Annotated in this window: 23 protein-coding genes and 1 pseudogene; 8 read left to right on the top strand and 16 right to left on the bottom strand. The window is 25.2% G+C overall.

The features are described from left to right. Window positions 1–6: 6 nt before the first annotated feature. From AC4FQW_RS02495 to AC4FQW_RS02475, 5 genes are all read right to left on the bottom strand, one after another. A complete protein-coding gene (locus AC4FQW_RS02495; RefSeq protein ID WP_491147027.1) occupies window positions 7–768 on the bottom strand; it encodes a conserved phage C-terminal domain-containing protein in 762 nt (253 codons plus the stop codon). Window positions 769–814: 46 nt separating this feature from the next. Then, window positions 815–946, bottom strand: a complete 132-nt coding sequence (locus AC4FQW_RS02490; RefSeq protein WP_491147025.1) for a hypothetical protein — start codon at window positions 944–946, stop codon at window positions 815–817. Window positions 947–1099: 153 nt separating this feature from the next. After that, the gene (locus AC4FQW_RS02485; RefSeq protein ID WP_491147024.1) at window positions 1100–1258 is read right to left on the bottom strand and encodes a hypothetical protein; all 159 of its coding nucleotides are present in this window, start codon (window positions 1256–1258) and stop codon (window positions 1100–1102) included. Window positions 1259–1307: 49 nt separating this feature from the next. After that, window positions 1308–1802, bottom strand: coding sequence for a phage regulatory CII family protein (locus AC4FQW_RS02480; protein ID WP_491147023.1), 495 nt, complete (start codon window positions 1800–1802; stop codon window positions 1308–1310). A gap of 52 nt (window positions 1803–1854) precedes the next feature. Beyond that, window positions 1855–2040: a helix-turn-helix transcriptional regulator gene (locus tag AC4FQW_RS02475; RefSeq protein ID WP_491147021.1), complete on the bottom strand. Its 186-nt coding sequence runs from the start codon at window positions 2038–2040 to the stop codon at window positions 1855–1857. A gap of 167 nt (window positions 2041–2207) precedes the next feature. Between AC4FQW_RS02475 and AC4FQW_RS02470 the strand changes: the two genes are divergently transcribed. The 5 genes from AC4FQW_RS02470 to AC4FQW_RS02450 all read left to right on the top strand — a co-directional run bounded on the left by AC4FQW_RS02470 (window position 2208) and on the right by AC4FQW_RS02450 (window position 7345). Further along, window positions 2208–2561 carry a helix-turn-helix domain-containing protein gene (locus AC4FQW_RS02470; RefSeq protein ID WP_491147019.1) on the top strand — a complete coding sequence of 118 codons (354 nt, stop codon included), beginning with the start codon at window positions 2208–2210 and terminating at the stop codon, window positions 2559–2561. A 154-nt stretch (window positions 2562–2715) separates the two neighbouring features. Beyond that, window positions 2716–4278 (top strand): ParB/RepB/Spo0J family partition protein, encoded by a 1563-nt coding sequence (locus tag AC4FQW_RS02465; RefSeq protein WP_491147018.1) that lies wholly within the window; start codon window positions 2716–2718, stop codon window positions 4276–4278. A 69-nt stretch (window positions 4279–4347) separates the two neighbouring features. Further along, the gene (locus tag AC4FQW_RS02460) at window positions 4348–5205 is read left to right on the top strand and encodes a DNA adenine methylase (protein ID WP_491147016.1); all 858 of its coding nucleotides are present in this window, start codon (window positions 4348–4350) and stop codon (window positions 5203–5205) included. Between the two features lie 99 nt (window positions 5206–5304). Continuing rightward, entirely contained in the window at window positions 5305–5802 is a 498-nt protein-coding gene (locus AC4FQW_RS02455) for an ImmA/IrrE family metallo-endopeptidase (RefSeq protein ID WP_491147014.1), read from the top strand. Continuing rightward, window positions 5783–7345, top strand: coding sequence for a recombinase family protein (locus AC4FQW_RS02450; protein WP_491147013.1), 1563 nt, complete (start codon window positions 5783–5785; stop codon window positions 7343–7345). The genes AC4FQW_RS02455 and AC4FQW_RS02450 overlap by 20 nt, the downstream gene beginning before the upstream one ends. A gap of 59 nt (window positions 7346–7404) precedes the next feature. On the opposite strand, the gene AC4FQW_RS02445 is transcribed toward AC4FQW_RS02450, so the two are convergent. Together AC4FQW_RS02445 and AC4FQW_RS02440 are read right to left on the bottom strand one after the other, a co-directional pair. Continuing rightward, complete coding sequence (locus AC4FQW_RS02445) at window positions 7405–8946, bottom strand: RNA-dependent RNA polymerase family protein (protein WP_491147012.1); 1542 nt, start codon at window positions 8944–8946, stop codon at window positions 7405–7407. 90 nt (window positions 8947–9036) lie between these two features. Next, window positions 9037–9258, bottom strand: a pseudogene (locus AC4FQW_RS02440) (FAD-dependent oxidoreductase); the annotation flags it as partial. 47 nt (window positions 9259–9305) lie between these two features. On the opposite strand from AC4FQW_RS02440, the gene AC4FQW_RS02435 reads away from it, so the two are divergent. Then, the gene (locus AC4FQW_RS02435) at window positions 9306–9530 is read left to right on the top strand and encodes a helix-turn-helix domain-containing protein (protein ID WP_491148139.1); all 225 of its coding nucleotides are present in this window, start codon (window positions 9306–9308) and stop codon (window positions 9528–9530) included. Window positions 9531–9671: 141 nt separating this feature from the next. Here AC4FQW_RS02435 and AC4FQW_RS02430 read toward each other — a convergent pair whose 3' ends face one another. From AC4FQW_RS02430 to AC4FQW_RS02415, 4 genes are all read right to left on the bottom strand, one after another. Continuing rightward, complete coding sequence (locus AC4FQW_RS02430; RefSeq protein ID WP_209796520.1) at window positions 9672–10343, bottom strand: manganese catalase family protein; 672 nt, start codon at window positions 10341–10343, stop codon at window positions 9672–9674. 76 nt (window positions 10344–10419) lie between these two features. Next, window positions 10420–10701: a spore coat protein gene (locus AC4FQW_RS02425; RefSeq protein ID WP_491147011.1), complete on the bottom strand. Its 282-nt coding sequence runs from the start codon at window positions 10699–10701 to the stop codon at window positions 10420–10422. A 2-nt stretch (window positions 10702–10703) separates the two neighbouring features. Next, window positions 10704–10919, bottom strand: a complete 216-nt coding sequence (locus AC4FQW_RS02420) for a hypothetical protein (RefSeq protein WP_491147010.1) — start codon at window positions 10917–10919, stop codon at window positions 10704–10706. Between the two features lie 209 nt (window positions 10920–11128). Further along, window positions 11129–11827: a PH domain-containing protein gene (locus tag AC4FQW_RS02415; protein ID WP_491147009.1), complete on the bottom strand. Its 699-nt coding sequence runs from the start codon at window positions 11825–11827 to the stop codon at window positions 11129–11131. Between the two features lie 303 nt (window positions 11828–12130). On the opposite strand from AC4FQW_RS02415, the gene AC4FQW_RS02410 reads away from it, so the two are divergent. Together AC4FQW_RS02410 and AC4FQW_RS02405 are read left to right on the top strand one after the other, a co-directional pair. Next, window positions 12131–12604 (top strand): CPBP family glutamic-type intramembrane protease, encoded by a 474-nt coding sequence (locus AC4FQW_RS02410; RefSeq protein ID WP_491147008.1) that lies wholly within the window; start codon window positions 12131–12133, stop codon window positions 12602–12604. 217 nt (window positions 12605–12821) lie between these two features. After that, a complete protein-coding gene (locus tag AC4FQW_RS02405; RefSeq protein WP_491147007.1) occupies window positions 12822–14177 on the top strand; it encodes a putative bifunctional diguanylate cyclase/phosphodiesterase in 1356 nt (451 codons plus the stop codon). A gap of 66 nt (window positions 14178–14243) precedes the next feature. Here AC4FQW_RS02405 and AC4FQW_RS02400 read toward each other — a convergent pair whose 3' ends face one another. From AC4FQW_RS02400 to AC4FQW_RS02380, 5 genes are read right to left on the bottom strand one after another with little or no spacing between them, the layout of a single operon-like run. Next, complete coding sequence (locus tag AC4FQW_RS02400) at window positions 14244–15158, bottom strand: GH25 family lysozyme (protein ID WP_491147006.1); 915 nt, start codon at window positions 15156–15158, stop codon at window positions 14244–14246. Between the two features lie 44 nt (window positions 15159–15202). After that, window positions 15203–15619 carry a hypothetical protein gene (locus AC4FQW_RS02395; protein ID WP_491147005.1) on the bottom strand — a complete coding sequence of 139 codons (417 nt, stop codon included), beginning with the start codon at window positions 15617–15619 and terminating at the stop codon, window positions 15203–15205. Between the two features lie 48 nt (window positions 15620–15667). Next, window positions 15668–16078 (bottom strand): phage holin family protein, encoded by a 411-nt coding sequence (locus AC4FQW_RS02390; protein ID WP_491147004.1) that lies wholly within the window; start codon window positions 16076–16078, stop codon window positions 15668–15670. Between the two features lie 47 nt (window positions 16079–16125). After that, window positions 16126–21390 carry a hypothetical protein gene (locus AC4FQW_RS02385; RefSeq protein ID WP_491147003.1) on the bottom strand — a complete coding sequence of 1755 codons (5265 nt, stop codon included), beginning with the start codon at window positions 21388–21390 and terminating at the stop codon, window positions 16126–16128. Window positions 21391–21426: 36 nt separating this feature from the next. Next, window positions 21427–21807 carry a hypothetical protein gene (locus tag AC4FQW_RS02380; RefSeq protein ID WP_491147002.1) on the bottom strand — a complete coding sequence of 127 codons (381 nt, stop codon included), beginning with the start codon at window positions 21805–21807 and terminating at the stop codon, window positions 21427–21429. Window positions 21808–21840: the final 33 nt, after the last annotated feature.

Genomic DNA, 21840 nt, shown 5'->3' with positions numbered 1-21840 from the left:
TGCTCCTTAATCATCAAAACTAAAAGGTTTATAAACACCTGATTTATTTTCTTTAACTTCTTCATGTTTGCTAATTCTTTGATTTAAATATTCTTCAAATTTGCTTTGTCTAAAAAGTGTTGAAGGTCTTAAATATTTTTCATAGTCTGTACCATTCCATTCAGTGTATTTATTATTAATTACTACTTTCATATCATCTACTGTAAATCCATCATTAAGTCTTGCTGATATTAAACTAACTGTTGACTTACTATTTGATTTATATTTTGTGTTTGCTTTTGAATTTAAAAAGTCAATAACTTCTTTGCAAGCACTATATATATCTTTAATAGATGAATCTTTTAATAGATTAATATTTTGGTTGGACTTTTGAGTAGAAGGGGGTTCAACTTTTGAGTAGATAGGGTTCAACTTTTCAGTAGACTGCTTTTGTGTATCAGTAGCTATAAGTTTTTTGTAATTTTTACCTATCCCATAAAAGCTAAAAGTGCCTCCTTTCTTAACTAACTCAAAATCTAAAACATCAGAATCAACTAAATGTTTTAATCTTCTTCTTAAAACATTCTTAGATGTTATGCCCAATATAGGTAATTCATCTAACAATGTTTCATACTTAAGCCAATAATATGGCTTATCATCTATTATTTTTATTGTCATAGATCCACTATCTTTAAAGTCTATAAAGTATCTTAGAATGGCTAAGTCTTTATCATCTAAACCCATTTCTAATGCTTTAGCTTGGGAAAAGCCCATAAAAGTAAATTTCATATTAGCTATACCTCCTTTGAGGATTTTATGATATAATTAAGGTGCTTTAATAAATTAGGTGGCTAACGCCATCTTTTTTTATATCCTTAATTACTGATCCATAAGCTTCTTTAAAGCTAAGTCCTCTAAAATATCTTTTTTCACTTTCATTAATTAAAATATTTATAGTTTCATCCATAAAATTCTCCTAAAATGTTGATATAACATGTCCATTTTTAACTGTTAAGAACAATCCTTTGCAAGCTAATAAAATAGCTTCTTCAAGTGTTACTTGTTTCATATAATATCCCTCCATAATTTAAATTATGTAATCTAAAAAAATCTAAGGCTATTAAGCCTGTTCTTCTTTTGATTTATAATATTCTTTGACTAATCTTCTACACTCTTCTACACCTAGACGTCTTAAAAGTGATTTAGCTGCAATTTTACCAAAAGCATCTTTACACTTTGCTGATGGTTGATTTTCTTCAATAACTTTTATTTTCCTCATCTAATCCCCTCCATAAAATTAATTTATGCTTGTCCAAAAGAACCTGTTACTAAAAATTTAAGTGTTTTTCTGCAATTATTCTTAGCTCTGCTGCTCTTTTTTCTAACTTACTGAAAAAATCAACAATGGTTTTTAATTCTTCTTGTTCTGAATCGTCAATAACTCCATCTTCAACTATCTTCAATAAAGTTCTTTGAATCTCTTTACTATTCTCTAAATCATTAGTTGCTGATATAGCGAATCTATAAAGATTTTCTATGTTTTCAGCATCTATTGGTTGAGTAATTCTTTTTCCTATTGGACATTCATTACAGCAGTAATTATTTAATAATTGTGGTGCATTATATGCATCAGCCATTATTACTACTTTATCTACTGGAACAACTTTGCATAAATCTAATTCATAATCAGTTAAAGAATCTTTAGATATCCCAAGATATTCTGATGCTCCCTCCCTACTTGTGAATTTAGGATTATACTTTGCTGCTTCTTTTCTTGCTATACAGTACACATTTTGTGCTGCTTTTGTTGGTTGTTTTGCCATGTATATTTTTCTCCTTTCATGAAATAATATAGTCAAGATACTTGAACTCTAACTATAAAAAATTTTTTATATCTATTTTATATAATTCAGAAAGCAACTTTGCTTTTGATATTGAAAGTTTAACCTTACCATTTTCAAGCATAGAGTACCCACTTTTACTGCTATATCCAAGCTTTGAAGCTAGGTAAGTTTGAGTAAAACCATGTTGCTTTCTTAATTTTTTTAATGATATTTTCAAAAAATCACCTCTTTCAAGTTTCTTGAACTTTATATTTATATAATAGTCCAATTTTCTTGGACTGTCAATTATTTTCATTGAAAAAGTACAATTTTTTTGAACTTAATTTATTTAATAATGTAAATAAAGTACAATATAATTGAACTATTGATTAAGGAGATTAAAGTATGGCTAATTTATCAGAAAGAATTAAATCATTAAGAAAAGAAAAACAAATAACTCAATCTGAATTAGGTAAAATACTTGGAATAGGCAAAACTACCATATCAATGTATGAAAATGGGAATAGCACTCCTGATGATGATTTGAAAAAAAAATTATCAGATTATTTTAATGTTTCTTTAGATTACCTTATGGGTAAATCTGATATAAGAGAATCAGCTGAAGAACTTTTAAAAGATCCTAGAACTACTATTGCTCTTCATAATGATAACGGTATTGATGATGAATTACCTGAAGAAGCTAGAAAAGAAATTGAAAATTTTATTGAATATGTAAAACAAAAATATAGCAAAAAATAATTGTGTTTATATAACACTATTATTTTTTAGTTATTACATGTAAATAAATTGTAAATAAACTAATTTAAAACATTTTAATTTCATACTTAAATCATTTATACCGAAAATATACATTAAAACAAAATACAAAAATAATTATTAAGGAGGTAATTTAATGACTACTACATTTATAAATGTTTCAATTAATAAACTTATTGTTAATCCTGAAAATTATAGATTTGAATCTGTAGATAATGAAGATTTAGCAATAAAAATAATGTTAGATAAACATAATAAAGCAATTAAAGAATTATTAAAAGATATTTTAGAAAATGGATTGAATCCATTAGAAAGATTATTAGTATTTGAAAAAAATAATAATTATATAGTATTAGAAGGTAATAGAAGAGTAACAGCACTTAAAATAATTAACAATGTTAATATATTAAAAAATATAGATTCAAAATACTTTAAAGAATACTCAAGGTTAGTTAAAAATACAAAAAATAAATTTTCTTTAGATAAAGTTTCTTGTGCATTAACAGACGATATTCCTGAATCAAATAAATGGATTGGACTTAAACATACTGGATCTAATGGAGGAAGGGGAACAATACCTTGGGATACTACTCAAAAAAGAAGATTTTTGAATAACACTACTACTAACAGTAAATCTAATGTTGTTACATCCTTATATTCTTACATAAAATCAAGCAGTTATTATTGCGACTCAATAAAACAAAATTTAGATATAATCCCAATAACTACATTAGAAAGGTTATTAAATGACCCTTATGTTAGAGATAATATTGGTATTGATATCAAAAAAAATATAATTTACAAGTTATATCCAGATATTGAAATAAGCAAACCCTTCAAAAGAATTTTAAATGATTTGATAAATAAAAAAATTGTAGTAACAGATATTTATACTAAAAGTCATAGAGTAGATTACTTGGAGACATTCTCTGAAGAAGATTTGCCAAATTATTCAACAAAATTAACTCTTCCTAGTGAATTATTATATAATCTAAATATAGATAAATTACCTTTAGATAATACTGATAGTACTACTAGTAGTGACAATACTGGTGTTAATACTAGTAGCAACACTGGTGGTAATACTAGTGACAATGCTAGTAGCAACACTGGTGGTAATGCTAGTGGTAATGCTAGTAGCAATACTGGTGGTAATACTAGTGACAATGCTAGTGGCAATGCTAGTGGCAATGCTAGTAGCAATACTGGTGGCAATACTGGTGGTAATACTGGTGGTAAACGTGATAATAATGACATAAATAAGAGAAAATCTCTTATTCCTAGTACATTTCATGCTAGAATAACTGTACCTAGAATACAGCAAATTTATAAAGAATTAAAAAGATTAGATGTATCTGAATACCCTAATTCAGTTTCAGTTCTTTTTAGGGTATTTTTTGAATTAACTGTGGATGAATATATAGAACAAACTAATTTGCAAGGAATAACAAATAACGATAAACTTAATAAAAAGGTACAAGCATGTATTGATGACTTAAAGGGAAAAAATTTATTTGATAAATACAAAGCAAAACCTATTAATGTTGCTATATCCAATCATGATAGTTTGTTCTCAATAAACACATTTAATAGTTATGTTCATAATAAGCATATGATACCAGACTCTATTAACTTAAAAAATACTTGGAATCAATTTGAATCATTTATTTTAGCTTTACTAAATACAATTAAAAAATAATTTTTATGGCCTATAATATATATTTATGCTAAACTTGTATTATACTTTAATATATAAGGAGATTATTTTATGGCCATAAAAAATTATTCACCTTTAAGATATCCTGGGGGAAAAAATAAATTATCTAATTATGTAAAAAATTTAATAGATTTAAATAATGTAAGTGGACATACATACATAGAACCTTTCGCTGGTGGAGCCGCTGTAGCATTACATTTATTAATAAATGGTTATGTTAATAATATTATAATAAATGATTATGATAGATCAATTTATGCTTTTTGGCGTTGCGTGTTAACATATACTAAGAGATTTTGTAAACTTATAGAAGATACACCTATAACAATGGATGAATGGTATAGGCAAAAAGAAATACAAAATAATAAAGAAACAGCTAATTTATTTGAATTGGGTTTCTCAACATTTTTTCTAAATAGAACAAATCGCTCAGGTATAATAAAAGCCGGTGTTATAGGTGGTTACAATCAAACTGGTAATTATAAAATGGATTGTAGGTTTAATAAATATGATCTTATAGAACGTATAAAATTAATAGCACGTTATAAAAATCATATTAAACTTTATAATTATGATGCTATTAAATTAATAGACAAAATTATAAAACCTAATCCTGATAAAAGTTTTACATTTTTTGATCCCCCCTATTATAAGCAAGGATCAAATTTATATGTAAACTTCTATAAACATGAAGATCATGTTAGATTATCAAATAAAATTAAAGAATTAGATGATAATCACAAATGGATTGTTACATATGATAATAGTCCAGAAATTTTCGATATTTATAAAGATTTTTCTTTTATACAATATCCACTAAAATATACTGTTGAAAAAAAATATTTTGGTGTTGAAGTTTTATTTTATTCAAAATATACTAACATAAATTATTTCGGAAATAATACCTAGATTAATTATTCTAGGTATTATTTTTAACCTTTAAGAACATACGTTCGTATTTTTATGTTATAATTATCCTATAAATATAATTTATGGGGTGATTAACTAATGAAAAATATAACTGATATATATAATTTAATTGAAGAAGAAAATATAATTCTCGAAGAAGTTAACTTCAAACAAATTAATATTGAAGGTATTTATTTTAAAGCGCCAGGACTCTCCCCTACTATAGGTATTAATAAAAATATAGTTCCTGACACTAGAAAATACATATCTGTTTTAGCTGAAGAATTAGGACATCATTTTACTTCTACAGGTGTTCTATCTGCTGAATGTATTACTTATACTCAAAAAATAAATAAAAGCAAACAAGAAAAAAGAGCTCGAATATGGGCAGCTAACTATTTAATCTCTGATGAAGAAATAAATGGAGCTATACTCCAAAATATATGCAGTATATATGAACTCTCAATCCATTTTAATGTAACAGAAGAAATAATAAAATATAAGCTATTATCAATATATCTTAAAGAAGATAAATATAATAATATAAAGATTTCTATTAGAAATAAGGAGGTAGCTTATGACTGTTGCAATTTATAGTAGAAAATCTAAATTTACGGGTAAAGGTGAATCTATAGAAAATCAAATTATAAAATGTAGAAAATTCATTGAGTTTAAATTTACTGATGAAATAACTGAAAAAGATATAGAAATATACATTGATGAAGGCTTTTCTGGTAAAAATGAAGATAGACCTAAGTACCAAGAAATGATTTCTAAAGTTAAAAATGGAGAAATAAATAAAATTATAATCTACCAGTTAAATAGACTTGGTAGAAATGCTAGAGATATACATAATACTATGGAAATGTGTACTTCATTAAATTGTATTATATATAGCGCTACTGAAGGTTTTGACTCCTCTACTTCTTTTGGACGAGCAGTTATAGGTATATTAGCTTCATTAGCTCAACTAGAGCGTGAACAACTTGCTGAACGTATTAAAGATAATATGTATACTCTTGCTAAAATGGGACGCTGGTTAGGTGGTCAATCTCCTTTAGGCTTTAATTATGTTAGAGAAACATATAAAGATGAAAATATGAAAGAAAGATCATTAGCTTTACTTAGGAAAAATACTGAAGAATTAAAGTTAGTAAAAAAAATATATGATAAATATTTAGATGAACAATCATTATCACAAGTAAGTAAGTGGAGCTTAATTAATAATATTAAAGGGAAAAATGGTGGAAATTTAGATAAAAGTGCGCTAAATATAATCCTTCAAAATCCAGTATATGTTCAAAGTAATGATGAAGTATGTAGTTATCTTGAAACACTTGGATATGATGTTTGTGGTGAGGCAAATGGAAATGGAATTTTAAGATATGGAAAAGGTGAAGAAAAAGTTGCTGCTATAAGTAAACATAAAGGAATTATACCAGCTGATAAATGGCTTAAAGTACAAAATATACTTAAAAAGAACAAAGAAAAAGCTCCGAGAATAGGTAGAACTCATACTGCCCTATTAACTGGAATATTAAAATGTCAATGTGGTTCAGGAATGAGAGTAACTCATGGACATATGAAACCTGATGGAACTAAATCATTTTATTATACATGCTGTATGAAAAATAATTCTGGTGGAGTTAGATGTAAATCTAGAAATTTAAATGGTAAAGATCTTGAAGAACTTGTTATTAAAAAAATAAAAATGAGAACAGCTGAAGATATATTTAGCAATTTAAACAACTTAACAAACTCTATAGATAGTGTTGAAAATAATAATAAGATAAATAGACTTAATAAAGAAAAAGAATCCTTAAAAACTAAAATAGATAACCTAATAAATAAACTATCACTTACAAGTGATACTGATATTTCACAATTATTTATTAATCAAATAGCAATATTTAAATCTAAGATAGTTAAAATAGATAGAGAACTTGATGAATTTAAGGATATAGAAGCTAAAATTGCTGCAGCTCATAGGGAAGTTAATAATAATCTTAAAAAACTTGATGATTTTAAAAACAACTTTGATTGTATGGATTTTGAAGAAAAAAAGAAATCTCTAAATAATATTCTTGAAAAAATAACATGGAATAGTGATATTAATGAAATAATATTAAAATATAATTAATAAAAAAGAGTATAATAATAATTTATACTCTTTTTTTATTAATTATTTAAATTAGTGAATTACTCCTCATTCTCTCCAAATACATCTCTTCTTTCGCCTACTTTTCTTTCCATATATGTACTTATATTTTTAGTTATATTTTCTATATCATTTACTATACATTTTTCTAATTCTAAATTTTTCTTATAAAATTCCATATAATTATTATAACTTTTACTATTACATTTGCATTTTGTAGGCATTAAATATTCTACTATACTATTTTCTAAATTATCTTTTAAATCTGAAAATAATATCAAATGATAATTTTGAAACCAATATTCTTCAGCCTTCTTTTTCTTTAATTTATTAATTTCTTCTTCATTAAAAATCAAATCTTTTAAATAATATGAAATTAATACTTGATTATTTGTTTTAAGAACATTATCTTTTGTTTCTTTTAACAAAGAATCGAAACCTAATACTTTTATTGTATAATAATAATATAATTGCTCCTCATGATATGGTTTTTTTAATCTTTCTATATAACGCACTTTTAAAAACTTTTCAAATAGCTCATTTGAAAAAATTTTAAAATATTTAAATTTATTTATAGAATAAATTAATGTTTCAGGTGCAATTTTAAATATATAACATAATTGATGATAATTATATTGCTCAATAAAATGCTTTTCTATGTTTAATTCATAAAAATATGTAGATTTAAAAAATGTATTTAAAAATATTCTTCTAAGTTTATCATCTTTAAGATTTGACATACGATAGATTAATTGATTTATAAAATATAGTTTATTATTATCCTTATCTTCTTTATACCTAAATTTACTTTCAGACATTATTTTTCTCCAATATTTTTCAATTAAATTATAATTATTATATTCTAAGTATGTCCATATATCTTTTTTGCTTCCGTTTCTTTCTAAACCACATTCTTCTAAAGCTTCATCAAATATTCTTATTACTTTTTCATTATCTTCTTTGTTACAAAAAAAATAAAAATCATCTGAAAAATATGAAAACTCACAATCTAATTTATTACTTTCAATTTTTCTAGCTATAGAATTGCTAACCTTTCTTAAATACTTCTCTGCAAAATATAATGATATATAGTTTCCCATTATAATTTCATTTGTATTTCCAGAATTTAAATTTGTTAAAAAGTTCTCATCACCTTCATTTTCGAATTCTATATGATGTGTATATATTCTTCCATAATAGCTTTTTATATCTAATTGAAGTAAATTATCATATATACATAGATTTTGAAAATCATTTTCTAATTGATAATCATAAGCCCCTGCCTCAAAATCTCCCGTTTCTAAATTAGGTATTAATCTTTTATGTTCTTCATCAATTAGAAATGTATTTGTAAAATTTTCATAATCTTTAAATTTTTCATATGCACATAAGAAATTTAAAAGATTAGGTAATTTCAATATTCTATAACTTTCATTATCTTTTTTAACTCTAAAATTTATTGGTGTAGTCCATTGCAAATCCTTTATTGTAAAACTACTAATATTTCTTGGATAAGATAAATTATCTACATTTAAAAAATGTCTAATTGGATTTTTAAAATTATATATATTATTTATTTTCAAAGCAATTCCCCCATTAAAAATTTTCATATATAGTATAACATAATTAAGTATTTATTTTTATAAATGTTATCGCAATTTAGACCATTACACATCTGTATGTCCTACAAACAGTCCGGATTTTTCTCCACCACAAAATAGATTATCTACTCCTTTCACTTGCATAAAATTAGTTCTAGGAGCTACTGATAAATATCTTATAGAATTCCCCTTGCTTCCAGCATAAGGATCTACATATTTTGCATTTTCAAGTCCCTTTACTTCTCTAAGTTTCTCTAAAGGATAATAAGTAGTCATTAATTTAGCATGTACAGTGTAAACAAAAAAATAACCTTTAACCGAGTTTTTAAAGAAGAAACAGCATCTTTTTATCATTATATCCTAATAAAACTATAGGTGATAAAATTAAACTTCTTAGAATTAAAAGCGGACTTACCTATAATCAATTTGCAAAGAAAGCTCAAGTAGCTGTTATGACTATTTATAGATGGGAAAGTAATGAACGTATACCTTCTGATAAGTATTTAAAACAACTAATAAAAAATTTTAATTTAAATGATGATTATTTTAATTTAAATGATAAATAATCTTATAAACAAGAAAAGACTAGGAATAAAAATTCCTAGTCTTTTTTAATTGAATACTTTTAATATTTTATCCTTATATTCATTAAATGTATATTTTGCAGATAAATTTATTAAAAATACCACTTAATCTCACTATAAAAACTATCTTCTTGGATTATCAAAGGATGGTGGTGTAGGCTCTGGATGTTTATGTTCTGGTCCTGGTGTAGATAAATCAAAGTAAAGTTTTGAATCTTCTGTTACACCAAAATCTTTATTTGATCCTGTTTTTTGTACTTTATTTAATGCTTCCCTAAATAATGCATTATGAGCTTCTTCTCTATTAAGTAAAAAATCAATAGTTTCTTTAACATATTTATCATCAATCTGTCTATATAAATATTCATATACAACTTTTGCTCTTTGCTCAGATGCAATATTAGATAATAAATCAGCAACTAAATCACCTGTGACTGTAACATAATCAGCAGTCCATGGAGCTCCTGAAGAATTTATTAATACTGGAGATAATCCAGTAAGTACATGAGTTTCTATTTCTCCAACTTCAGTTTTATTATAATCTACTTCATGCCCGTTTAATAAATTAATTGTTTGAGCTACCATTTCCATATGACTTAATTCTTCTGCACCTATATCCAAAAATAAATCCTTTATCTCTGGATCTTTTATTCTAAAACTTTGAGATATGTATTGCATCGCTGCTTTTAGCTCACCATTCCCACCACCTAGTTGTTCTTGCATTAAAGCTGCATATTGTGGATTTGGTTTTTCAACTTTAACTTCATGTAATAATGCTTTATCATGTTTAAACAAAATAATTACCTCCTAAATTTAATAGATTGTATTATTATTATTTTTATTAAACAAGAAAAGTATTCTTTAATTTTTATTATTTTATTTTATTGTAAGTATCTAATAAATTTTCAACTAATGGTTTATTAGGATTTACCCATTCTTTACTTATATTTAATTCTGTTATAGCAGTATGTCCAGCCACCATTTGTCCTAACCCATTAGAATAAATAAGTCTTAATTCTGAATTACTACTTGTTAATGTAGCATTTAAATACATTTCAGCACCTTCTTTTGCAGCTGCTAGCATACCCATGGATATAATTTCATTACTCATTTCTGTTTTTCCTTGTATTAAGTTTGATATTAAATTTATCATGACTATTCCTCCATAGTTATTATTTCTTTATTTTCTTCAATAAAATTTTTAAGTGCTTTTATTCTTCCCTCAGCTGCAAGTACACTTGCCTCACCTTGTCTTTTTAAATCTTCATCTGTTATTAAGGCATTTATAGCTCTTTGTGCCATAACAGCATCATTCTCCATCTTTAAGATTCCTGTCAAAGATAGAATTTCTACTTCAGAAACTTTTTTCATATTAAAAATCCTCCACATAATAATATATTTTACAATCTTATATTATGTAATTCTTAGTATAAATAAACTATCAATTTACGTGAAAATTTTCAAAATTTATGAATTTTATTTTTATAAATATCTGATTCTTTTTCTATTACTACCGTAGATTCAAAATCTCATCTTTCATCAAGTGATTGCATACTCAATAAAGTTTTTTGTTTATTATTTTATAACTTCCATTTATGTCCACAATTTAAACATTTAACATACCCTTTTTTGCTAGTAAGACCTCCAAGAATAGCACCATCACTACCAAATAATATTCCTCCAGTTACAGCTCTTCCAAGACTTAACTTTTTATTTTGATATGTTAATGATGTACTTTTACATTTAGGACAATAAGGTATATGATCTCTTTTTAATTGTTTTAATCTTTCTTTTTGATATTTCTTTTCTTCTTGTCTTTTAGATAGTTTGCGTTCTATGTTACATTCTATTATTTCATTATTATTTGTTTTAATATTATTATTTATTGCTTCTAAAAATATATTTAAATAAACTGTCCCTAAATTAGTTATTAAAACCTCCTCATATTTTGAAATAATTTTTACTTCTGATAACATCTTTCCTTTTTTACTATCTAATCTTAATACATCCTCTAAGTAAATATATTTTTCATCTATTTCATTACTGAACATCTTTTTTCTTATTAGTATAATCCTAAGATTTGTTATTGCTATTTTCCAGTTGTTATTAAATGCGGTTCCTGATACTATTAAAAAACATTTTTCGTTATCTTTTATTATATTATTTAGTTTTTTTATATCATCTCTATCACTATTTAAAGAATATTCTCCAAGCTTAGATATATCTTCTCTTATTTCTTTTTCTCTTTGTTCAGTAATTTTATCAAATAAAAACCCCATAAAAATCCTCCTTAGTTATTTATAAGGATATTTTAACATAAGGAATTATTTGATTTGTAAATAAACCTTTACTAGAATATGTATAAAATATGTTTTCATGGAAAGTATTATATATGTAAATAAAATCTCATTAATAATATTATTTATCATAACGCCACTTATCATTTATTAGAAAAGCAGTAAGATTAATTTCTTACTGCTTTTTCTAATTTAATCCATACAACTATTTTATTTTGTAAACAAAATATAAATGTAAATTTTTATAAGTTTATGTATAATTAGTTATATTAAGGGGGAACTAATTTGATTAAATTTATAAAACTTAAAGACAAAATAAATAATTTATCTGATTTTAAATTCATTTTATTATCAGTTATATTATGTATGCTATTACACTGTATATTTGCATTGTTCTATAGTGTATTAAATATTTCAGATTCATCTATTGGTGGACCAGTGATTGATTCAGTATATATGATTATTTCTGCTATATTAATAGGACCATTAATTGAAACAGGAATATTGATATTAATAGTAAAAGTGCTTAGAAAATTTATAAAGTATGATCTTTTAAATTGGGTGATTGTATCTTTAATATTTACTTTTCTTCATAACTATAGCATTTATTATATGATAGTGATACTTCCTGTATCATTTATTTTTAATTATGCTTATATATTTTATAAAAACAAGAAATTATCTATTTATTGGATTATGGCAATTATACATATATTATGTAATTCAATATCTATTTTAATTAATTATATTATTACATAAATAAAAATTTATAAAAATAAAGTGTATTATATTTATAATTTTCAAACTCATATACATTCTTATTAATTCTTTATTATTATAGACATCTTAATAGTATTACTTTATAATACTACTGATATTAAAAGGATATTTTGGATTTAAAACCAATATAATACACATTTTTTTTAGATTCTCTATATTATTTTTTTAATCCTACTTTTATAAGGAAGTGTTTTTATTGACTAAAGAAAATTTTGTAATAAACAATTTTAACGGAGAAATCCCTAGATGTATAAAAGAAAAAAAATCTATTGAAGATTTAATATATAGAGATTATCTTACTAATCTTTATAATAGACAAAGTCTTTTTAAACTTTATCACTTACTCAAAGGTGATATTAAAGCAAAAAATTTTACTGTTTTTATTGTAGATTTAGATGAATTAAAAGATATAAATAATTATTTTGGGCATGATATTGGAGATTTAGTTCTAAAGCTAGTTTCAAATGTATTAACTGATATATGTAAAAATACATATATAGCCAGAATTTATGGTGATGAATTTATAATTATCTATGAAAATATAAAAGATATAAAAATAATAAAATCCATTTCTAAAAAAATACTATCACATCTAAATAACATATCTATCGACAAAGTTAATCTTTATGGTATTTCAGCAAGTATTGGTATTGTAATAGGTGAAAATAATGAAAAGAACCTGCGTAAATTACTCATTAAAGGAAGCTTAGCATTATATAAAGCTAAAAATTTAGGAAAAAATACTAGTGTATTATTTACTCCTGACTTAGAAGAGGAAAAAATAATAAATACAGAGATGGTTAACGATTTAATAAGTGATATAAAGACCAATAAAAATGTATGTTTACATTATCAGCCTGAATATACTTGTGATAAAAAGTTAGTAAGTTTTGAAGCTTTATTTAGATGGAGTAATAAAAAATATTCTAATATACCTATATATAAAGTAATAAATGTAGTTGAAAAAACTAAATTTTTTGATGAATTTAATAATTACGTAATAAAGGAATCTTTAAATTTTGCAAAGAAAATAAATAAAAATAGAAAAAATAAAATAATTGTATCTATAAATATTTCTGCCAAACAGTTAATGAAAGATACTTTTATAAATGAATTTTTAAATATGATTGAAAAATTTGATATACCTTATAATATTATTGGAATAGAACTTACCGAAACTGTTTTATTAAATAATTTAAATAAAACTATTGAGAAGCTTCAAAAGTTAAAGGATCTAGGTATACTTATATATATAGATGATTTTGGTACTGGATATTCATCCTTAAATTATCTTATAAGCCTTCCTTTATCTATGGTTAAAATTGATAAATATTTTATATGGCAAACAGATAAAGGGGAAAAATATATTGAAATATTAAAATCAATCATAAAAATATGTCATACATTAAATTTACCAATAGTAGCTGAAGGTGTTGAAACAACTATACAATTGAATTTATTAAAAAAATTAAATGTAGATTATATACAAGGTTATCTATTTTCTAAGCCCCTTCCTGAAAATGAAGCTTATAATCTTGTTGCAAAAAATTAATAGGTATTATTTTATAAATAAGTTTATATAAAATAAAGGCAGGATTTCTCCTGCCTAAATTACTTTCTATACACATTTACCATATCTTTTATTAGCACTTAAAACTCTTACCGCCATATATCTTCTTTTGCCACTAGCACCTATCCAAGATATCCATCTATAACCTTCATTATCTACATAATAGTCATAATTTACACTTTCCCCTTTAGTATAAGAACCTACTGCTTTTGAATCTCTAGAAGGTCTTTCCCTTATCATTAATTCATTAACTATAATTGTACAAGTTCCAGTTTGAGGTATTAATTTCAATGAAGGTTTAGAAGGTCTTGAAACTGATTTGCTATTATCTAAATGATTTAATCCTGCTTCTTTTATTGCTTTAGCAAAACCTCTATACTCATAGTTCATATCTACGCTATTAGTTCCAATACCAGGTATAGAACCACTTTCAGAATACTGCCACATTTGACAACCATATTTTTTAGCTTGGTTTTCTGTAGCTCCATACCATGCAAGCCATAAAGAATATCTCTCTAATTCACTTTGATAAAATTTATTATTTATAAAATCGGGATTAGCATAATTACCAGCCCAATATCCAGCACCTTCTATTTCACTGCAAAAAGCCTTTACCATATCAGTAGCAAGTCTTTTACTTATATTAATACCATTCTTTTCAGCATAATTAAATGTATCATATTCAATATCAGCGAAAACTGGATATTCAACTCTATATGGTTTTATAGCTTCTAATACATATTTAGCTTCTTGTCTTGCCACTTCAACTGTATATGCATAGCTAAACCAATAAACTCCAACTGGTATTCCTAATCTATTACACTCTTTAATATTTCTTACGAATTGTTTATCTATATTATTTCTTCCAAATCCTACTCTTAACATAGCAAAATCTATATGATCCTTAACTTTTTCCCAGTATATTTTTCCTTGGTGTTCTGATACATCTATTCCTTTTAACATAATAAATTCCTTCTTTCTGCTTAAATTCAAATAAAAAAGAGCAACTATTGTTGCTCTGTTGGTACATAATTTGATATTGCTGATAATTTATTTTTTAAATCAATATTTTGAGATTTTAATTCTATATTTTCATTTTGTAATTTTTGTAATAATGTTGAATTATCTAATACAGCTTGTTTACCTTGATTTATTTCTCCAGCTATACTTTGTCTAAGCTCTATTAAATCATCTTTAGATATTTCAGGATATTTATCTAAAAATAATTTATCAAATTCATCTGCTTTAGAGCTTAACTTTTTTTCAACATTTTCTGTAATACGAAAGTTTTCTTCAACTACATTCCAAATTTCTTTAGCTGTTGTTACATATTCTTTATGTTGTAATATCTTTTCCTCTAAGCCACATTTATTTAGTTTGCTTTCTATTAGTTTAACTAATACCTTAATAAGTTCTTTTAACATTTAACTTCCTTCTTTCTTTTTATTTATAAAAATAGAACATAAATAAAATTACCTATGTTCTTCTTTATCTTCTCTTAATTGTATTAATGCATTTTTAAGTTTTGCTGGAACTGGTGCTCCTAATTCTGATGCATTTTCTAATATACTTATCCCTTCATTTGCTATGTAAAAATAGCATACAAGACTTCTAAATACCCAATTTCCTGTATTTAAAAGTCTATCTAACATAACTGCTACAATAAGTATTGAAAATATAACGCCTTTTCTCGCTATACCTTTAAGACCTACTCGACTACTTAAATCTTTATTTACATAACCTTTTGTAACTCCCATTAAATAGTCAATAATCATAAATACAATTAAAACTATTAAAGGTGTATCCCATGCTCCAAATAGCCATGTAAATAAAGAACCTAAAATAACAATAATAACTTTAAGTTTTACTAAAATATCATCCATTCATTTTTCCTCACCTTCCTAATTTATAAAATAAAAAAAGACTAGAATTAACTAGCCTTTAATACTTCTAACCTATCTCTTTCATAACCTTTTTGTTTTGCTGTTATAGTCCAATCAAATAATGTGTTTGGTGTTCCTCTAACTCTAAAATACTTTTCTGTTTTTTCTACCACTCTTACATATGTTAACTTACCATTACTAGCAAATTCACCTATAGGAGTTACATCAATTTTATATTTAAATCTTGTATTTACAGTTTGTAAAAACTTATTATCAAACCATATTATACAATCTCCATTAGAATCTGTTCTGCTTTGCTCTATAAGCATATCTGTGAACCAACATTCTGTACTTTCTATTGCATTTAATTTTAAATCACCATACATAGTTTCAACTATTCTGTTTTTAGATCCCCTTACAGATAAACTTCCTTGGATTTTCATATTTACCCCAACTTTTGTGCATATATCACTTGATCCAGCATCTACCCAAAAATATTTATCTTTATTTCCTCCATTACCACTTGAAAGAGCAAATCCTCCAGGGAAAAATTCAGCATAATAATAAACCTGATTCCATTTACCAAATCCAACCGAATCCGATCCTAATCTTGCTGTATATTTTCCTGTGTCCTTATCCATAATATATACTCCGTGTTTTGCTTCTATGCAGAAAATACCTTCCTTTGATTCGTAAATATCATTTATCTTAGAAGTTGAAAGATATAATAAAGAAGCATTTAAAGCTATATCTTCATTTATTTTTATAGGAACTTTATTACCTAGTATATTATTTTTATCAAAAGTCATAAAAGATGAATATTCATTGCCATTTTCATAAACTATATTAAATGTTGAGTTTACTTTATGCCCTATTGCTAAACCAGGCTTTCTAGCATCTCCATTAGTTCTAGTAGAAAATATTTCTCCTACATATTCTTTTCTTTCACTACCTTCCCAATCATAAAAATTTATACTATTACCTTCTATTTCTATAGCTTTTAACCCTGTTTTACTAGCGAATGTTGTTAATCCATTTATCTTAATTTTTGAAGCAGCTATTTTTATTTCTTCTGCACTTTGGTTTATAGCTGATATAATAGATCCTTTATCTGTCTTTTTAGCTACTTCATTTTTAATACCATCTAAGCCTATATTTATACTAGCTAATTGACTTTGCATAGAACTTACTGTACTTCCATCTGCTTTTGTATTTAATATGCTTTGAACACTACTAACTGCTGCATTTATATTATTTGTTTTTTGAGTTAATGTACTTTCTAATGTATTTATTTTTCCTGTTACTGTTGTTATATTATCTTTTATTTCTTGCCCTATATCTTCTGGAGCAGGTGTCCAATCACCATTTATAGACCCTTTAACTAATTTTATATAAGGAATAAAAATAGATTGACCTTCTTTATTAATACAAAATCTAATTGAATTTTCGTTACCTTGTATTTTAGGTGTAAAAGTAATATTAAATGGAGTATATCCCCAACCATTTATAGTTATAATAGAATCAATTACACAATTTAAAGAATTATCATCAGCAATTTGAAATTCTACATTACCTTTGTTATTAGTCCATATTACACCTTTAATAGTATATTTTTCGTTAACTTCAAATTTGAACTTTTTTGATTTTAAACTTTTATTAGTTAATATACACCATCCACTAGGAAAACTTATATTAGTTAAATTAGGGCCATGATATTCTCCATCTTTACCATTATCTAAAAATATATCTTTGCTAGTCGCTCCACCACCAACATTTTTCCCCCAATATTTTAGATCTTTACAGTAACCACTATTAAGAATTAAATTTCTTCCACCGAACTCAATACTATTAATACTTCTATCGATATCTGATTGACTTACTTTAGTTGATATTTGATTTTTAAGTATGTTAATACTACTTTCTGCGTTAGATACTCTTGTATTTACTGTTGTTATTTGTGCTGTAGTGTATGCATTAGCACTATTTAAAGCATTATTAGCTTTTGCCTGTGATCCTTGAATATCTTCTATTTGTTCCCATGAACTCCAAGTAGTTTCATTTAAACCGTGTCTTTGATAGGTAGGATAATTGCTACTTCTAAAAATTTGTGTAGGATAACCTCCAGAACTATCACCCCAAGGTACTTTTGTTTCAAGAGTTCCATAAGCTGAACCACCGTTTGGTATTTTTATTATATAAGCGTATTTAAATTCTGATATTGTTTGATAAGCATAATTTTTCATATACCAATAGGGAGTTTGGTTATCATTTCTTGTATCTGGTATTTTTCTAGCACCTACTATAGCTTCATTCTTTTTAGTTTCAGCAATATTATTTGCATGAGAATTGGCTGTATCTATAGCTTGTTGTTTGGCAGTATTGGTATAATAATTAGAACTATTTATAGCATCATTTTTAGCTATGTTTATTTTATTACTTAAATCATTATTAGTTTTAGTTAAATTAGTTGTTATAGTTTGTGTTGTGCTATTTAAGCTATTAACACTAGCTTGTAGACTATCTTTAGTTTGAGTTAATTTAGTAGATACATCACTAATTTTATCTGTAACTACTTTAATATTATCTACGATAGTTTGATTAACCTCTAAAGGATTGCTAGTCCAAACATCAGATGAAGTAGCTCCTTCTACCATCTTTACAAATTCAATATATAAATCAAATTCATATCCTAAATTACTTGTAATAAATCTAAATTGTCTTTCATTTCCTTTTTTACTTGGAATAAATGTATATTTAAATATATTCCAATTTGTCGTTAATTCAAAATATGATCCACTAACAAAATTACTACTATCTCCATCTATTATTTGAAAATTAACTGCTTGATTTCTACTAGCTTTTAATTTACATACAACAGTATATTTTTTAGATGTATCTAATGGTATATTTCTTAAACTATCATTTGTTACATAACAACCCCAATTAGCATAATTGTTAAATTTAGCTACAAGATAATTATTTTGTACAAATAAATTTTCAGAACCATTTGTTATACTCCAATGTGAAATATCTTTAAAATTAGCACTATTAAACAACATATTTACATCATTGAATTTAATTTCTTGAACACTTTTATCTATATCACTTTGTCCTACCTTAGTTGATATTTGATTTTTAAGTATATTAATTTCACTTGTGGCTTTACTTAAATTACTATTTACAGTAGTAACTTGTGCATTAGTGTATGCTTTAGCATTATTTAAAGATTCATTAGCCTTATTTGTGGCAACAGAATCTGCATGAGAATTAGAACTATTAATAGCTTCTTGCTTCTTAGAATCTGAATAAGATTTAGCTGTACTCAAACTTGAATTTATTTTACTTACTAAATCAGTATTTAAATTATTAATATTATTATTTATAGTAGATGTAGATTGAGTAAATGTTTGATTATCTACTTTTAATTTAATAGCATTATCTAAAGCATTTATTGTAGCTTTTTGATTACTTAATTCTTTGCCATGCTCTGTGATAGTATTCTTTTGTGTAGATAACTCTACATCTAAAGTTCTATCCCCTACAGTAACCTTAGTACCTTTAATAGTTTCAGTACCTTTATTATTAACTTCCCTAATAACAGAATTTATATCTAATTTATTTCCTGATATATTTGCATTATCAGCTACCTTATTATTATTTATAGCTCCATCTGTAATACCTGCATTATGAACTCCTTCACTATCAAGCATTATAGTTTTTCCATCTTTTGCTCTTATTAGTAATCCATAATCTGTTGTATTATCTTGTTTTCTATATTCTCCTAAAATAACTCTATTAACATTATTTCTATTTATAAGTATTTGATTTCCTACTATTTCTATAGTTCCATCTTCACTAACAATTTTATGTTTACTAGTAATTATATCTCCTGCTTCTAATTTATTTACACTTAAAGAACTTATTTGTGCTGATCCTATAGCACCTTCTGCTATTATTCCACTACCTGCTGTTATAGAATTAGTCTTAAAATTCTTTGCTGTAAGATTACCTGCAAGTTGATTTTCTACACTAAGTGTTTTACCTTCTAAAATCCCAACTCTTTCTACCGCTACATTAAGTTCATTTACATCTGCTTTTCCAATTAAAGCATGTTGTAATTTAGATTCTAAAGCGTTAAATTCTAATGTACTAATTTTATTAGATTGTAAATCTATAATTTTGGCATTTAGTACTTTTAAATCTTGTGCATACAGGTTATTTATCCTAGCATCTATTACATCTAATGAATCTATATCAGCTTTTTTCATTAATGCCTTTTTGATAGATGCTTGCTCTATAGAATAGTTTTCCATAGTCTGTGTTATAGAACCTTTTATATCAAATCTATCAGAACTTTCTGTTTTACCACTTGCTTTTAATTCACTTTTAATTCCACCATTATAAGTAAATTTTTGTTCCATAATTAACGTATTATATACTTTTCCATTTATATCTACTATTTCAACCTTATCACCAGCTTGAACTGATGGATTTCCTTGCCAACTTAAAGTATAAGGTCTATAAGTAAAATCTTTAAACTTATTATAAAGATCATTAACAATTCCTTCTGTAATTACTGGATTATCAATTATTATTTCAGTATTAGAACCTTTACTAAAAGTCTTTTGTCCTTTTTTAGCTGTTATTTTTCCTATAATATAGTCTTTGTCATTTGTTTCAATCTTAAAGAATGTATCTGGTGTTATTCTTAAATCTGTATCTATATAAGATAATATTTCTAATTCTCCAATTCTATTAAATCTAGCAAAACAACCGCAAAGAGTTGCTAAAATTCCTATTGCTTGTCTAAAACTATATCCCTTTATTTCATCTATAGAATAATTAGGTAAAATAGAATTACAAGTTACATTAGATTTTATACAAATTTCTTTTAATATCTGATTGATATTACAAGGATATTTTAAGTCAGAAAAATAAGCTCTTTCTAACTTAATCATATTATCCATACATTCTAATTTAACTTTTTTATCTTTTATTGTTACATTGTCAACAGTAAAAACACCTAATGGAATATATTCTATTTCATCATCAACTATTAAACCTACATACGGTTTAATAGTTGCTTCTTTAAAAATCACACTAGTATCAACATTAATTAAATTTATTTCAAATGTATTAGAAACAACAGAACCTAGTGAAAAATTATCTCCAGGATTAACACTTTCATCTAGGCTCATATCTATAATTACATTATCATTATATTCTTTATCTCTTATTACAACTTTACTTACAAAACTTCTTCCTCCAAGCTTATTTATTTCTTTTTTATATTTTTCTGATACTTTAAACAAATATTAACCTCCTTTCTTTTAAGATTAATGAATTAATTATTCTTCTATCATAAAATCGATACACATCATCTCACTTGCTGTCATATCATAACCATTTAACATATCAATACTAAAAGTATGTACATCAATTTCAACAATAATTTCTTGTAAATCTTGTATATCCTTATTCCATTGTTCTAATTTATTTGGATCTATAGCATAGTTGCCATCTTCTACTTTAAGATTTCCATCTTCATCTTTTAAACAGCATTCTTCTAATATTTTTTGTCTTTCTTTATTGTAGTGCTTTAATTCACTTTCTATTTTTCCAATATTTTTGCCTATTGCATAACTAACCTTAACTGGTAACTTTCTATTGCTTATTTCTCCTAACATACCCACTTTTTCTATTATTTCTTTATTTGTTAATTTTCCCATCTTTAAATCCTTCTTTCTTAAATTTATTTAATA

This window comes from Clostridium sp. TJA085 (assembly GCF_058310235.1).
This window is presented reverse-complemented; position numbering and strand designations above follow the sequence as displayed.

Excerpts from the sequence above, each read along its gene's own strand:
- AC4FQW_RS02420 (WP_491147010.1), bottom strand. The coding sequence starts at position 10,919 with ATGAAAAAAGTTTCTGAAGTAGAAATTCTATCTTTGACAGGAATCTTA.
- AC4FQW_RS02390 (WP_491147004.1), bottom strand. The coding sequence starts at position 16,078 with ATGGATGATATTTTAGTAAAACTTAAAGTTATTATTGTTATTTTAGGT.
- AC4FQW_RS02485 (WP_491147024.1), bottom strand. The coding sequence starts at position 1,258 with ATGAGGAAAATAAAAGTTATTGAAGAAAATCAACCATCAGCAAAGTGT.
- AC4FQW_RS02400 (WP_491147006.1), bottom strand. The coding sequence starts at position 15,158 with ATGTTAAAAGGAATAGATGTATCAGAACACCAAGGAAAAATATACTGG.
- AC4FQW_RS02460 (WP_491147016.1), top strand. The coding sequence starts at position 4,348 with ATGGCCATAAAAAATTATTCACCTTTAAGATATCCTGGGGGAAAAAAT.
- AC4FQW_RS02380 (WP_491147002.1), bottom strand. The coding sequence starts at position 21,807 with ATGGGAAAATTAACAAATAAAGAAATAATAGAAAAAGTGGGTATGTTA.
- AC4FQW_RS02450 (WP_491147013.1), top strand. The coding sequence starts at position 5,783 with ATGACTGTTGCAATTTATAGTAGAAAATCTAAATTTACGGGTAAAGGT.
- AC4FQW_RS02480 (WP_491147023.1), bottom strand. The coding sequence starts at position 1,802 with ATGGCAAAACAACCAACAAAAGCAGCACAAAATGTGTACTGTATAGCA.
- AC4FQW_RS02415 (WP_491147009.1), bottom strand. The coding sequence starts at position 11,827 with ATGGGGTTTTTATTTGATAAAATTACTGAACAAAGAGAAAAAGAAATA.
- AC4FQW_RS02395 (WP_491147005.1), bottom strand. The coding sequence starts at position 15,619 with ATGTTAAAAGAACTTATTAAGGTATTAGTTAAACTAATAGAAAGCAAA.
- AC4FQW_RS02470 (WP_491147019.1), top strand. The coding sequence starts at position 2,208 with ATGGCTAATTTATCAGAAAGAATTAAATCATTAAGAAAAGAAAAACAA.
- AC4FQW_RS02455 (WP_491147014.1), top strand. The coding sequence starts at position 5,305 with ATGAAAAATATAACTGATATATATAATTTAATTGAAGAAGAAAATATA.
- AC4FQW_RS02425 (WP_491147011.1), bottom strand. The coding sequence starts at position 10,701 with ATGATAAATTTAATATCAAACTTAATACAAGGAAAAACAGAAATGAGT.
- AC4FQW_RS02490 (WP_491147025.1), bottom strand. The coding sequence starts at position 946 with ATGGATGAAACTATAAATATTTTAATTAATGAAAGTGAAAAAAGATAT.
- AC4FQW_RS02495 (WP_491147027.1), bottom strand. The coding sequence starts at position 768 with ATGAAATTTACTTTTATGGGCTTTTCCCAAGCTAAAGCATTAGAAATG.
- AC4FQW_RS02465 (WP_491147018.1), top strand. The coding sequence starts at position 2,716 with ATGACTACTACATTTATAAATGTTTCAATTAATAAACTTATTGTTAAT.